Below are 14,405 nucleotides of genomic sequence, written 5' to 3' on the forward strand. Positions count from 1 at the left end.
CCACACTGAGGGGGCGATCGCGTGACGCGAGTATTCCGCTGGATGTTCCGGCTGTTCATCGGGCTTTCTGCCTGTGCCGCCATCGCTGTGGCCGGGGTCTATTACCTGGCCGCGCGATCTCTTCCCGATTACAGCGAGGACTACACGGTTGCGGGTGTCGCGGCCCCGGTGGAGATCGTGCGCGACACCGCCAATGTTCCCCATATCTTCGGTGAAACGGATCAAGACACGTTCTTCGGCCTGGGATTCGTGCATGCGCAGGACCGGCTGTGGCAGATGACCATGATGCGTCGCACGGCGCAGGGTCGTTTGTCGGAACTGTTCGGGGAACGAACAATAGGCATCGATGAAACGATGCGGCGGCTGGATCTGTACCGGCTGGCGGAGCGATCTTTCGCGGTGCAGGACGATCAAACCAAGGCGGCGCTGGAAGCCTATGCCGCAGGTGTGAATGCGTGGCTTGCACAGGTCAATGACGGCGCGCGCGGTCGCGGGGCGCCGGAGTTCTTCCTGTTTCAGCCCAGCATCGCACCGTGGCGCCCGGCGGATTCGCTTGCGGTGATCAAGCTGATGGCGCTGCAACTGTCATCGCACATGGATGCCGAGATCCTGCGCGCCCGCGCAGCGCTGTCCCTGCCAGCCGAACGGTTGACGGATATTCTGCCCGACGACCCATCGCCACCCATTGCCGCCCTGCCCGAGTTCGCGTCACTGATGCATGAACATGGCGCGACGCGGTTATCGCAGGGACCGCAACCCGATTTTCGCAATGATCCACTGTCACCGATCAAGCACGCCGAATTTGCAGGTGCGTCCAATGCCTGGGCTGCCGCACCCAATCGGACCACAACGACCAGTACGCTTCTGGCCAACGACCCGCATCTGGGGCTGACTGCGCCCTCGATCTGGTATCTTGCGCGGCTGGAACTACAATCGGGCGGCGTGATCGGTGGCACCATTCCGGGGATGCCGCTGGTTCTGGCGGGCCGCAACGACGCGATGGGCTGGGGTTTGACCACGGCCTATGTAGATGACACGGATTTATATCTTGAGCAGATAAATCCGGACAACCCTGACGAGTACCTGACCGAGGACGGCTATCGTCCCTTCCGCACCGAACGTACAATCATTCCCGTCAAGGACAGTACTCCGGTCACGCTGACGATGCGGTGGGTGGATGATCGTCCGGTTTTGCCCTCGGACGTGTTCGATCTGAATCAGATCACCCCTGATGGCTATGCCACTTCCATCGCGTGGACGGCGCTTGATGGGCAGGACACATCCATGTCGGCGGGAATGGCGCTGATGCGCGCCCAAAGCGTGGACGAGGCGATCGATGCCGGCCGGGACTTCATAGCGCCCGCGCAGAACCTGACGCTGGCGGATGGCGATACAATCGCATTGCAAACAATCGGGGCGATGCCCTCCCGATCAGAGAACCACGAAACCTATGGGCGTATTCCCTCGCGCGGCTGGCTCGCGGATAACCATTGGCAAGGCTATCTGGATTACGCCGAAAACCCGCAGGTGGTTGATCCCGCAGGCGGGATCGTGGGGAACACCAACAACAAGACGGTTGACCGTCCATTTCCACGCCACGTCAGCTACACTTGGGGGGACAGCCAGCGTGTGCACCGTTGGGAAAAGCTGATGCAGGACCGCGAGGTGCATACCCGTGAGAGCTTCATGGAGGTGCAGCTCGACACCATCAGCATTACCGCGCGAACGCTTTTACCGTTGATCGGTGCCGATTTGTGGTTCACCGGCGAAGCGGCCGCCGAAGGCACGGTCGAACGCCGACGCCGCGATGCGCTGGACTTGCTTGCTGACTGGAATGGCGAGATGAGCGAACACCTGCCGCAACCATTGATCTATGCCACATGGGTGCGGGCGCTGCAGGCAAGGCTGATCACGGATGAGTTGGGCGGCACACTTACTTCTGAATTCGCCCGTGTCGATCCGGTGTTTCTAGAACGGGTCTTCCGTGATGTGGATGGCGCATCGGTATGGTGCGACGTGGTGCAATCAACCCCGACCGAAAGCTGCGAGTTAATGGCACGCGCCTCGCTGGATGACGCGCTTCAATGGATTTCCGAAAACTTCCGCGGCTCGCTCGACTCCCTGCGCTGGGGCGATGTACATGTCGCGACGCATGATCACGCCGTGCTCGGTGACGTCCCGATCCTGAGTTGGTTCGTGAATATCCGCCAATCCACCAGCGGAGGCGACAATACCCTGATGCGTGGCGTGACACGCGGCAGCGGCCCCAACCCGTTCGAGAATGTGCATGGCGCGGGCTATCGCGGGATTTACGACATGGCCGATCCTGACAGTTCGCTATTCGTGATCTCGACGGGCCAATCGGGACACCCGCTGTCGCGCTACTACGACAATCTGGGGGAACTGTGGCGGCGCGGCGAGTATGTGCCCATGTCGCTCGACCCGGAATTGGCGCGCGCGGCCTCGGCCGGAACGACCTGGCTCACCCCGCCACGGCAGCGCGATTAGAGGCGCTCGAAACTACGTCTTTGGCGGTCCGTCCAGCGGACTGTCAGATCGAAACCGGCCTCGGTCTGGTCTTCCCTCACCACGAGCCCCTCATCGAACAACCATGCCCGCTTGCGTCCCTGATCAAAACCCAGTGTGAACTGATCCTCATGCACCGGATCGGACAACATGCCCGTCACAGTCGCGAGCAATGCGTCGATGCCCTCGCCCGTAACCGCAGAAATCGCGTGGACTGTCTCGGCCCGTTCAGCAGATGAAATCACCTGCGCGCGGTGTTCTGGATCGACCTGATCGATCTTGTTCCAGACCTCTATCTGCGGCGTCGCTTCATTCACGCCGAGACTTTCGAGAATGTCGCGCACATCCTGTGCTTGATCCGCAGATTCAGGGTGCGAGATGTCACGGACATGCAGGATCAAATCGGCCGACAGAACCTCTTCTAGCGTCGCGCGGAAGGCGGCGACCAGTTCTGTGGGCAGCGCACTGATGAAACCGACCGTATCTGACAGGATGATCTTGGGTCCATCCGGCAACTCGATCGATCGCATCGTCGGATCGAGCGTAGCGAACAGCATGTCTTTCGCCATCACCTTCGCGCCGGTCACACGGTTGAACAGTGTTGATTTGCCTGCGTTTGTGTAACCCACAAGCGCCACGATCGGGAATGGCACCTTCTTACGCGAAGCGCGGTGCAATTCACGTGTCCTGACCACCTTATCCAACTGGCGACGGATACGCACGATTGCTTCGTCAATCGCGCGGCGGTCCGCCTCGATCTGCGTCTCGCCGGGACCACCAACAAATCCAAGCCCACCGCGTTGACGTTCAAGGTGGGTCCAGGCGCGCACCAGCCTCGTACGCTGGTAGCTGAGAGCCGCCATTTCAACCTGAAGCACACCTTCCTTGGTGCGCGCCCGGTCGGAGAAGATCTCGAGGATCAGCGCGGTCCGGTCAAGAATCTTGACCTTCCAATCCTTTTCGAGGTTCCGCTGCTGCACGGGCGTCAGCGGGCCGTCGATCAGGACAAGCTCGATTTCGTTTTCCTTGAAACTGCGGGCCAATTCTTCGCTTTTGCCCGTTCCAAACAGCTTGCCGGGGCGTGGATCGCGCACGCGCACAACCTCGGACCCGATGACATCGAGCCCGGGAAGCGCCGCGGCAAGCGCAACGGCTTCTTCCAACGCATTTCCCGCGTTACGTCGTGCAGGCGCAGGTGTGTTGAGAAGTTCGGGGTGCAGAACCCAAGCGCGCGTGTCCTCGGGTTCCAGATATTCAAAGTCGGTCAGTTGTCGCCCTCATATAGGCTGATTGGCTGGCTTGGCATGATCGTCGAGATCGCGTGCTTATACACCAATTGCGACTGCCCGTCACGACGTAGCAGTACACAGAAATTATCGAACCAGGTAATTACACCCTGAAGTTTTACACCGTTGATCAGAAATATCGTCACCGGAACCTTGGCTTTTCGCACATGGTTTAGGAACGCATCCTGAAGGTTTTGTTTATCAGCCGCCATTTGATCGCCTATTGTTAATGGTCTTTTCGGGCAGAAGTTGCGCTAGATGTTTTAAACTATGTCTCTGCGCTCCGGCAGTTACCAGATATCGCGCATAATTCTTTCAGATCAACCTCAAGATGCGGCATAATTGCACGCCCGCACCGTTTCATGACCGCCAGAAGTCGGGATTGAAAAGCGCGATCAGGGCGAGTGCTTCCAGCCGGCCCAGCACCATAGCGGCGCACATGATAGCCTGCGCCGGGGTCGATAGCTGTGCCAGGACAATGGGCGCGTCGCCGGCCACACGCGTCAGCGGTCCGGTGTTGGACAGGCTGGCAACAGTCAGAACCAACCCTGTTTCGAAATCCACATCGGCAAGCGAGAATGCCGTCATTACACCCGCGACAGACAATGCAAAGATCATGAAGAACAACCAGGCGACATGGGCGCTCTTGCTGCGTACCTTGCGGCTGCCATGGCGAGGGCTGTCCACCAGATGCGGGTGAATCAGTCGGGCCATCTCCAGTTCCCCATGCCGGTAGAGGATGTAGACCCGCAGCAGCTTTACACCGCCCGCGGTGGTCGCGACTCCGCCGCCCACCAGCGCCAGCCCCATCAGCAGAAGGCCCGGTGTTTCCAGTCCTGACCAGTTGCGCGCCACCGACCAGCTGTCGGACACAAATCCCGTGGTGCTGAGAAAAGATACCGACGTAAAGATGCTGCCCCAAAGCGTGCGGACGCCCAACATGTTGCCAAGGTTGTTGCTCAATTCCACGGCACCGAAAAAATGGTGTAGGAACATGATGGAGGGCGCCACAATTGCTAAAAGCGCCGCCAGTTGCAGTTCGGGATCATGCTGCCATTTACGGAACACGGGCAGATCATTGGCGAAGGTTCGTCGACTGAGCGCGAAGACGAAGAAGCAAAAGATCAGCACCTCACCCAGGAATCCGGCCCCGTCGGCCTGCAGGCCTGCTCCCGCAACGATGCCGCTGGTGGATATGGTGGACAGTGCTATGCAGAACCCGTTGAGCGGGGTCATTCCCGCGACCATCAAGCCGATCCACAGCGTCAAGGTGAGTATACCGTAGACCGGCGCCAGTTGCTTGGCGAAGCGTACCGACCGTGCCTGCGGGCGCCGCGCGATGTTCGCGCGCCCAAGGGTTACATCACGATTGACCTGCGCACGGGTCAGCATGACTTCATAGCCCCCCATCCGCAGTGGTGCGAGGATAGAAATCGCCGCCACCCAGATCAGGAAACCGCCCATCCATGCCACCAGCGCACGCCAAAGATGCACGGCGGGCGGGACGTTTCGGCCAGCCTCGAACACAGTTGCACCGGTTGTCGTGGCGCTGGACACCATCTCGAAATAGGCGTTGCGAAAACTCAATCCCTGAACCGCTTCCATCACGGGCAACGCGAACAGGATGGGCAGGACGGTAAACGCCCCCATCAGCGACATCAGTGGCCCGCGCGCCGAAATGGATCGGTTGGTCGATTGCGTGGCCAGGCCCAGCAACACCGCGATTCCAGTAAACAGAATGCCCGCGTAAAGGAACGGGCGCGCGGTTTCCAGATCCCCCTGCGCAGCCGCCACCGCCGCGGGCAGAAGCATCGCCAACGAGGTGATCCCGATCATGACGATGAACATCGGCACGCGCGGTGCGCGCATCCGGTAGAGATCGTCAGAAATAGTCAATGGAAACCTGCAGCAGCCGTTCGACCTCGTGCACATCATCGGCCAGCACAAAGAGCGTTACGATATCGCCCTCCTCGATCCGGGTGGAACCGGTGGGAATGACAATCGTCTCGCCCTTCATCACTGGTCCGACAAGCACACCTTCGGGCAAGTCGATTTCCCGTACAAGTTGGCCCGCCATCGGCGCAGTGGACAGGATTTGCGCTTCCAGCACCTCCGCTTCCGCATCACCGATGGAGTAGACACCCCGCACCCGACCATGCCGGACATGGCGCAGGATCGACGACACCGTGGTCGAGCGCGGGTTGATATAGGCGTCGATATCGAGCGGCCCCATCAGCGGGATCAGGTCCGGCTCGTTGATCAGTGAAATTGCCATTGGGCAACCCAGCGATTTTGCCCGCACTGCTGCCAGCAGATTGGTCTTGTCGTCATCGGTTACGGTCAGAATGGCGCCGGCCCCCCGGATATTTGCCTCTGCCAGAAGATCCGCGTTCAAGCCATCGCCATGAAGTACGATCGTGCGCTCCAGGGCCTCGGCGGCGCGCTCGGCAGCGGCGCGGTTCTTCTCGATCATCTTCACACGAATGCGGCTGGCACGGGTTTCCAGATGCTTGGCCACTTCCAGTCCGACATTGCCGCCGCCCACGATGACAACGCGGTCCTGCTTTTCGACGCTTTTGCCGAAGATCTCCAGCGTCCGATCCGTGTCGTCGCTGTGACAGAAGACGTAAATCTCATCGCCATCAAACAGTTGGTCACCGGAATCAGGCGAAAACAACCTGCCTTCGCGCCGCACGCCTACGACGATGGCGCGAAGGGTCGAGAACAGATCCGTCAATTGTCGCAGCGGGGTGTTCAACACCGGACAATCGGCCGCCAGCGCGATTCCCAGAAGCTGCGCTTTCCCATCCAGGAAGCTTTCAATGTCGAAGGTGGCGGGTGCGGACAGGCGTTGCAGCGCGGCCTCCGCAACTTCCTTTTCGGGGCTGATCACCACGTCGATAGGCAGGTGATCGCGTCGATACAGATCCGAATGGACCACATCGAGATAGCTCTGAGCCCGCAACCGCGCGATCTTGCGCGGCACTTCGAACACGGAATGGGCAACCTGACAGGTGACCATATTCACCTCGTCGGCATGGGTAGCTGCGATGATCATGTCGGCATCCCGCGCCCCGGCCCGTTCCAGCACATCCGGGTAGGACGCAAAGCCGCAGACGCCCTGCACATCCAGCAAATCCGTCGCACGCCGCACCAGTTCTTCATTGCTGTCGACGACCGTTACGTCGTTGCGTTCGCCCGACAGATATCGCGCGATTTGCCAACCGACCTGACCGGCGCCGCAAATGATGACTTTCATTCAGCCGCGCTCCCCTGTCGCGTTTCGTCTTCGCTCTCTTCGACGGTTGCGATGCGGCTTCCGCCCCGAGCGGTCGTGACGACGTTGAGCGATTTGAGCTTGCGATGCAATGCCGAGCGTTCCATGCCGACGAAACTGGCCGTCCGCGAAATGTTTCCGCCAAAGCGGTTGATCTGGGTCAGCAAATATTCGCGTTCGAACAGTTCGCGCGCCTCGCGCAGCGGCAATTGCGCCACCGCACCGGACAATACAACGCGGCTATCGTTGGTATCGGCCGGTGTGTCCGATGGCAATTCGGACGATTGGATCGCGCCGGCGTCGGGACCGAGGATCAGCACGCGCTCAATCACGTTGCGAAGCTGACGGATATTGCCCGGCCACAGCATGGTTTGCAGATAGGCGGCGGCGTCCTCGCTCAATTCACGGTTGGGCAAACCATCGGTTTTGTGGAACTCCGCAATGAAATGCTGCGCCAGTTCGGGAATATCCGCGCGGCGTTCGCCCAGACTTGGAACATCCACCGGAACCACGTTCAGGCGGTGATACAGTTCTTCGCGGAAGCGGCCTGCCGCAATCTCGCCTTCCAGATCGCGGCTGGTGGCCGAAATGACCCGCACATCGACGTTAACCTGACTCGTTCCTCCGACACGCTGGAACTGCTGTTCCAACAACACCCGCAACATCCGCGCCTGAGTGTCCAGCGGAAGATCCGCCACCTCGTCCAGATAAAGCGTTCCGTGATCGGCCTGTTCCAGCAAACCCGCCTCGACCTTTTGACCGTTGGCCTCGCTGCCGAACAGAAGCCGCTCCATGCGTTCAGCCGATGCGGAGGCGCAGTTCAGCGTGACAAAGGGGTTCGACGCCCGCAGCGAATGTGAATGTATGAATCGCGCTGCCGTTTCCTTGCCCGATCCGGACGGCCCGCGTAGCAGCACACGTCCATTCGACTTGGTGACTTTTTCAAGCTGAGATTTCAAACCCTTGAATGTCGCGCTTGATCCGATCATCTCGCCCGTCGAGAAATCGGTTCGACGCAATTCCGTATTCTCGCGCCGCAGCCGCGACGTTTCCATCGCCCGCCGGATCACGACCAGAAGCTGGTCGATATTGAACGGCTTTTCGATGAAGTCGTAGGCTCCCTGCTTGATCGCGGCCACGGCGATTTCAATGTTTCCGTGGCCCGAAATGATCACAACCGGAACCTCGGGACTTTCTCGTTTAACCTTGGTCAGAATGTCGATCCCGTCCATCTGGCTGTCCTTCAACCAGATATCGAGTATCATCAGCGACGGAAGCTGTGTTCCAAGCTGCGCCACGCATTCATCCGACGTGCCAGCCAACCTCGTGGTATAGCCTTCGTCTTCAAGGATATCCGCAATCAATTCGCGAATGTCCCTCTCATCGTCAACAATCAGGATATCGCCCATAACCGCCCCTGCTCTTGCTTTTTCCTGTTATTCCGCCGCATCCGCGACCGCTTCTGTTTCAATCGGCAGTGTCACGCTGACGCGCGCGCCATGATGTGCCCCTTCCGCAAAGGCTGGTGCATCTTCCAGCCGCATCCTGCCGCCATGTTCTTCGATGATCTTCCGCACAATCGGCAAACCCAGCCCGGTGCCGCTGTCACGCGTGGTGACATAAGGTTCAAACAATCGCGCCCGGTCTTCGGGGAAGCCGGTGCCGTTGTCATCGACCGTCAGAAGCGCGGTTCCGTCCAACATGCTCAGTGTCACCCGTACTTCGGGTTTATAGCCTTCGGGAGAGAACTTTTCCACATAAGTTTCCGTAGCTTCAATGGCGTTCTTAATCAGGTTCGTCAGAGCCTGCGACAACAGGGTCGGATCCAGATCCGCTGGAACCGCGTCATCAGGCGTTTTGCAGGAAATCGTCACATTCAGATTGCCATTGCTTTGCAGGATGACTGCTTCCTGCACCAGCTTGGACAGATCCTGACGCGATTGTTCCGGTTGCGGCATGCGTGCGAATTTCGAGAATTCATCCACGATCCGGCGCAGATCATTGGTTTGGCGGATGATGACACTTGTCAGTTGACCCAGTGCTTCGGCGTCAGCCGGTTCCAAGCGACGCCCGTATTTGCGGGTGATGCGTTCGGCAGAAAGTTGGATGGGTGTCAGCGGATTCTTTATTTCATGCGCGATCCGACGAGCCACATCGCCCCAAGCGGCCATGCGCTGTGCGGACACCAGATCGGTGATGTCATCAAAGGCCACCACGAAGCCTTCGAGTTCACCATCCTTTGATCGCCGAACCGCCATTCGTACCAGCAGAATATCCTGCACTCCCCGCCTGCGCAGCTTGACTTCCTGCTGGGCAGTTTCGCTTTTCACGCTGCGAAGCTGGTCCAGAAGCGGACCAAATTCGGGAACCAGTTCGAGGATCGCACGTCCGGCCACGTCACCTTCGCGGACATGCAGCAATTCACTGCCCGCACGGTTGATGAAATCCACGCGCCCTTCCGCATCGATCCCGGCAACACCAGACGTCACCGACCACAGCACGGAATCAAACAGCCGGCGACGTTCGTCGATCTCTCGGTTGCTTTCCAGAAGCGATTCACGCTGCGCTTTAAGTTGACGCGTCATCTGGTTGAAAACATGGCCAAGCATTGCAATTTCATCATCGCTTCCCGGTTCAGGAACCTGCACATCCAGATTGCCCTCACCAACCCTCTGCGCGGCACTGGCCAATCGGCCTACCGGCCGCGAAAGACGGTCCGCGAACCACAATCCCAGCCAGATTGCCGCGAGGATCAGTATCAAGGCAAAGCCGAGATAAAGCAGGCCGAACTCAAACAGCATCCGCCCTCGTTCACGCTCGAGCTGTTCGTAAAGTGCGGCGGTCTTTTGTGTATCATCGAGCAGGTTCAGAATGTCCCCATCGACCGACCGCGACACTAGAAGGAAACGATCAACATAAGCGTCGAGCGCGATGAGCGCGCGAAACTCGTTATTGTCCCAGTCACGGATGATGACCGTTTCACCACGGCGGGCCGTTGCCAGTTCATCGGCGTTGGGGCTTTCATAGTCAAACAGATAGGATCGTTCGCCGCGCGCCCGAATTTCGGGAGTTCCATCAATTACATAGGCTTCTTTCAGTCCGCGCTGCACCTGCTGTTGAGCTTGACTGAGGATCTGGCGGAAATCGCCATCCGACATCAGGAAGCTGGGCTGATACTGGGCATTGATGACAGCGGCGACCACCTCTGCATCCGTTTCCAGATTTCTTCGGTGTTCTTCTTCATAGGCCTCTGCGGCCGAGCGCGATGCGCCAACCACCTCGCGGACACGTTCAGAAAACCAGCCCTCTAGCCCGATATTCAGCGTGAGTCCGGCAAATACCGCCACCATCACGGTCGGCACCAACGCAACCAGCGCAAACACACCCGTCAGACGTAAGTGAAGCTGCGACCCCACTGACTTGGCGCGACGTGCACTGACCATCTTGGCAATACGGTGCAGCACCAACGCCGCGACGACCAGAACGTAAACGAGATCGGCAAGAACCACCAGGCGCAGGCGCAGCGATGACGCGGACAGTGCCAACGGTCCAAGCACCAGGAATGTGGCAAGAACCAAGGCAGGGCCCAACGCCACAAGGCCCAGAGTGGCCAGGTTCTGCACCCGCCTCCGCTTGCGAATCTGGTTGAGCCGTTCCCACGTGGCCCGTCCAAGTTCAGCGCGCATTTCGCCTCCAACTCCGCGAAGGCTCATACCCCCGCACAGTATGCGTTTGCCCGACTTGCTGCCGAATAGCAACGCATCTGTTGCGGTTTTACATCAACTTCCGGCGTCGTGTCACGCGTATATCAAGGTCGGTGATCTTCTTGCGCAGCGTATTGCGGTTGATCCCCAGAAGATCCGCGCATTTCGCCTGATTGCCACCGGTAGCATCAAGCGCGATTTCGATCAGCGGCATTTCGACCTCTCGCAGGATGCGCTGATAAAGTCCGGGCGGCGGCAACGCTCCACCATGCAGGTCGAAATAGCGACGCAGATGCTTGGCCACGGATGCCGAAAGCTTCTCGGAATCGCCACGTCGGCCCATCGGTTGCATCGCAGGCTGATTGCCGAGGACCAGTTCGACCTCCGCTCGCGTTATGTTCTCTTCGACACTGGTTGCGACCAGGCGCCGTACGGTGTTTTCCAACTGCCGCACGTTGCCGGGCCATGTGTAGCCGCGGATCAGGTCCAGCGCGTCGGCATCGAAGCGGCGGGATGGTTCGCCGTCGCGCTCTGTTCGGGCAAGGAAGTGTTCAGCCAGAAGCGCGATGTCATCCACCCGTTCCCGCAGCGCAGGCACGTTAATCGTCACCCCACCCAACCGATAGAATAGATCCTTGCGGAATGCGCCTTCTTCCATGCGGATGGACAGATCGTCTTGGGAACTGGCCATGATGCGCGGCGCCGAATCGCCAAGACTGTCGAGCATCCGCACGATCTTGGCCTGAGCGTCTTCATCGAAATCGCCGATCTCATCGAACAGGATTGAACCACCTTTCGCGCGTGACAGCACCGTGGCGGGGCCATCGACGCCTTCGAGATCTGCTGCTGAGACGACGACAAAAGGCGTCGTGCGGCGATCGGAAAAATCATGAATGGCGCGTGCGATCAAGGATTTCCCCGTGCCGCTTTCCCCCGTGATCATCACCGGGAGTTCCGTGTTCATAACCCGCGCGACAAGGCGATAGAGCGCCTGCATGGCGGGGGTGCGCCCCACAAGCGGCAGGTCGTCCTGATCCTGCGGCAAGTCACGCGCTTCCGTGTCGCGCTTGACGGAGGCACGGCGTTTGACCTCCAGCGCCCGTGCAGCACGTTTCATCAGGTCGGGCAAATCGAACGGTTTGGGCAAGTAGTCGAAGGCCTCGGCCTCGGCCGCCTGAATCGCGGTCATAATGGTGTTCTGGGCAGAGATGACGATCACTGGCAGGCTTGGCCGTTCCTTGCCAATCTGGGGCAGCATCTCTAGCCCGTTGCCATCGGGCATGATCACATCGGAGATCACGAGATCACCCTTGCCTTCATCCACCCAGCGCTTGAGGGTCATCAGTGACGAGGTCGCATGCACCTTGCACCCTGCTCGCGTCAGTGCCTGCGTCAGAACCGTCCGGATCGTGCGGTCGTCATCGGCAACCAGAACTGTTCCGTCCATTAGTCATTCTCCGTTTGTTGCGGTGCAAGCGGCAGCGAGATGCGAAACACCGTGCGCCCTGGCACACTATCTACACCGATCCAGCCATCATGTTCCGAGATAATTTTAGACACCAACGCCAGCCCCAGCCCGGTGCCGTTTTCACGACCCGACACGAAAGGATCAAAAATGTCGCTGGCGATGTCGGGCGGCAATCCGGGGCCGTCATCGATAATTTCGACCTGAAGCGGCAGCGCCCCGCCCGTTCCATCAGGACGGCGCAGCCTGAGCGACATTTCGTAAAACGTCCGGATGCGGATCGTGCCCCCGTTGTCGGGATCGGCGGCTTCCGCCGCGTTTTTCAGCAGGTTCAGGAACACCTGCAACAGTTGATCGCCATCAACATAGGTTGGGGGAAGCGAGGGGTCGTAATCCTCGACGATATTCATATGAGCGGCGTAACCGACCATTGCGGACCGGCGCGCGCGATCCAGCAGGTCGTGCAGATTGACGGGCTTACGCTCTGGCGGGCGCAGATTTCCGAATTGCTCGACCTGTTCCAGCAGCTTCACGATCCGTCGCGATTCAACCACGATCAGATCCGTCAGATCACGATCCTCGCCACTGAGCCCCATCGACAGAAGCTGCGCAGCGCCGGTTATCCCCGCGAGCGGGTTCTTGATTTCATGGGCCAGCATTTCAGCCATACCAATAGCGGATTTTGCCGCCGATTTCACGGACTGTGCGCGGTCCATGCGGTCGGCGATCTGGCGCGGCTCCAGCAAAACCAGCACACGGTCGGTCTGATCGTTAAGCGTACCGATCTGGATGTTGCATTGCACGGGCGGGCGGTTGCCACCGCCCACATCCACATTGTTGATGAACAGGTCAGATTTGTCGCGGCGCACACGTTCGAAGGATTCCTCCAACGGCGCGTCGATCATCAGCTTGTCCCAGACAGGTGACCCCGCAAGGCTGCGCCGCGACATGTTCAGGAAAGATTCGGCGGCGGGCGTGATATCCGCGATCGTGTCGTCTTCATTGAGCAGCAAGGCAGGAACTGGAAGTGAGTTCCACAGCGTATCTCCCCAGTTGCTGCTCATGCGGCCATGGCCCTGTGTTCGAGCAATGCCAGCGGCAGGAGCCGTGCAACCTTGTCTGCGGTGTCTGCCGTCAGTACCTCACGGCGCATCTGCGGCACCGTATTCGCTTGATCCATATACCATCCCAGATGTTTTCGGGCGACGCGCAAACCAAGCTGCCCGCCATAGAAGTCGATCATCGCAGCGTGATGGCCGCGCACCAGATCAACCAGCGCCGTCCCCTGCGGCACATCGACCCGCGGTGCGTCGAACAACTCACGCGCGATCTGCGCCAATAGCCATGGGCGCCCCTGCGCACCGCGCCCGACCATCACGCCAGCCGCGCCGGATTGCTCCAGCGCCAGGCGCGCGTCATTGGCCGAGCATATGTCGCCATTCGCGATCACGGGGATATCCACCGCGTCGACCGTTTCCCGGATCGCGGCCCAATTGGCGCGGCCCTTGTAGAACTGACAGCGCGTCCGTCCATGCACGGTGATCATGCGGATGCCGGCCGCTTCCGCGCGTTTTGCGATATAAGGCGCGTTGAGCGCATCATCGTCCCAGCCGAGCCGCATTTTCAACGTCACGGGAACGGAAACGGCATTCACCACCGCTTCAATCAGCGACAATGCGTGATCGGGTGTGCGCATCAAGGCGGATCCGGAATAGCCATTCACCACCTTTTTGGCGGGACAGCCCATATTGATGTCGATCAGTCCCGCACCATTGGCTTCGATCATCCGTGCAGCTTCCATCATCCATTGCGCGTCACGGCCAGCAATCTGAACGGATGTGTTGCCCTGATCGAAACCCAGCTCGGCCCGCTCACGCACGCCCGGCTTGGCCTGCACCATTTCCTGGCTCGCAACCATTTCGCTGACGACCAGACCTGCGCCGAAACGGGACACCAATTGCCGAAAGGGCAGATCGGTGATCCCCGCCATCGGCGCCAGAAGAACCGGTGGATTCAGTTGCATGTTTGCCAGTTGAACGACCAAGTGATTAATCCTTGCGCACTTTCACTGCGTGTCTATTCCCGGCCTGCGACGGATACAATTTGATCACAACCACCGACGCCACGTAATTATTCAATTGCTTAAT

At 59.4% G+C, this 14,405-nt stretch carries 10 protein-coding genes; 1 reads left to right on the forward strand and 9 read right to left on the reverse strand.

What is annotated here, in order from left to right; genetic code table 11:
* Positions 1-21: 21 nt before the first annotated feature.
* Entirely contained in the window at positions 22-2,508 is a 2,487-nt protein-coding gene (locus FPZ52_RS04910; RefSeq protein ID WP_146364253.1) for a penicillin acylase family protein, read from the forward strand.
* Here the strand turns inward: FPZ52_RS04910 and hflX are convergent.
* From hflX to dusB, 9 genes are all read right to left on the reverse strand, one after another.
* Positions 2,505-3,794 carry a GTPase HflX gene (hflX, locus tag FPZ52_RS04915; RefSeq protein ID WP_146364255.1) on the reverse strand — a complete coding sequence of 430 codons (1,290 nt, stop codon included), beginning with the start codon at positions 3,792-3,794 and terminating at the stop codon, positions 2,505-2,507. The genes FPZ52_RS04910 and hflX overlap by 4 nt on opposite strands.
* Positions 3,791-4,024: an RNA chaperone Hfq gene (gene hfq / locus FPZ52_RS04920; RefSeq protein ID WP_146364257.1), complete on the reverse strand. Its 234-nt coding sequence runs from the start codon at positions 4,022-4,024 to the stop codon at positions 3,791-3,793. Before hfq ends, hflX begins: the two co-directional genes overlap by 4 nt.
* A 148-nt stretch (positions 4,025-4,172) precedes the next feature.
* Complete coding sequence (locus FPZ52_RS04925) at positions 4,173-5,708, reverse strand: TrkH family potassium uptake protein (RefSeq protein WP_240804407.1); 1,536 nt, start codon at positions 5,706-5,708, stop codon at positions 4,173-4,175.
* Positions 5,695-7,071: a Trk system potassium transporter TrkA gene (trkA, locus tag FPZ52_RS04930; RefSeq protein ID WP_146364259.1), complete on the reverse strand. Its 1,377-nt coding sequence runs from the start codon at positions 7,069-7,071 to the stop codon at positions 5,695-5,697. The genes FPZ52_RS04925 and trkA overlap by 14 nt, the downstream gene beginning before the upstream one ends.
* Entirely contained in the window at positions 7,068-8,498 is a 1,431-nt protein-coding gene (ntrX, locus tag FPZ52_RS04935; protein WP_146364261.1) for a nitrogen assimilation response regulator NtrX, read from the reverse strand. The genes trkA and ntrX overlap by 4 nt, the downstream gene beginning before the upstream one ends.
* A 27-nt stretch (positions 8,499-8,525) precedes the next feature.
* Positions 8,526-10,775 (reverse strand): sensor histidine kinase NtrY-like, encoded by a 2,250-nt coding sequence (locus tag FPZ52_RS04940; protein WP_146364263.1) that lies wholly within the window; start codon positions 10,773-10,775, stop codon positions 8,526-8,528.
* 88 nt (positions 10,776-10,863) lie between these two features.
* A complete protein-coding gene (locus tag FPZ52_RS04945; protein WP_146364265.1) occupies positions 10,864-12,240 on the reverse strand; it encodes a response regulator in 1,377 nt (458 codons plus the stop codon).
* Complete coding sequence (locus FPZ52_RS04950; protein WP_146364267.1) at positions 12,240-13,322, reverse strand: two-component system sensor histidine kinase NtrB; 1,083 nt, start codon at positions 13,320-13,322, stop codon at positions 12,240-12,242. The genes FPZ52_RS04945 and FPZ52_RS04950 overlap by 1 nt, the downstream gene beginning before the upstream one ends.
* Positions 13,319-14,302: a tRNA dihydrouridine synthase DusB gene (gene dusB / locus FPZ52_RS04955; RefSeq protein ID WP_420851702.1), complete on the reverse strand. Its 984-nt coding sequence runs from the start codon at positions 14,300-14,302 to the stop codon at positions 13,319-13,321. Before dusB ends, FPZ52_RS04950 begins: the two co-directional genes overlap by 4 nt.
* Positions 14,303-14,405: the final 103 nt, after the last annotated feature.

The sequence above is a fragment of the Qingshengfaniella alkalisoli genome, from assembly GCF_007855645.1.
GTDB lineage: Bacteria > Pseudomonadota > Alphaproteobacteria > Rhodobacterales > Rhodobacteraceae > Qingshengfaniella > Qingshengfaniella alkalisoli.

Excerpts from the sequence above, each read along its gene's own strand:
- ntrX (WP_146364261.1), bottom strand. The coding sequence starts at position 8,498 with ATGGGCGATATCCTGATTGTTGACGATGAGAGGGACATTCGCGAATTG.
- hfq (WP_146364257.1), bottom strand. The coding sequence starts at position 4,024 with ATGGCGGCTGATAAACAAAACCTTCAGGATGCGTTCCTAAACCATGTG.
- FPZ52_RS04940 (WP_146364263.1), bottom strand. The coding sequence starts at position 10,775 with ATGCGCGCTGAACTTGGACGGGCCACGTGGGAACGGCTCAACCAGATT.
- FPZ52_RS04945 (WP_146364265.1), bottom strand. The coding sequence starts at position 12,240 with ATGGACGGAACAGTTCTGGTTGCCGATGACGACCGCACGATCCGGACG.
- FPZ52_RS04950 (WP_146364267.1), bottom strand. The coding sequence starts at position 13,322 with ATGAGCAGCAACTGGGGAGATACGCTGTGGAACTCACTTCCAGTTCCT.
- trkA (WP_146364259.1), bottom strand. The coding sequence starts at position 7,071 with ATGAAAGTCATCATTTGCGGCGCCGGTCAGGTCGGTTGGCAAATCGCG.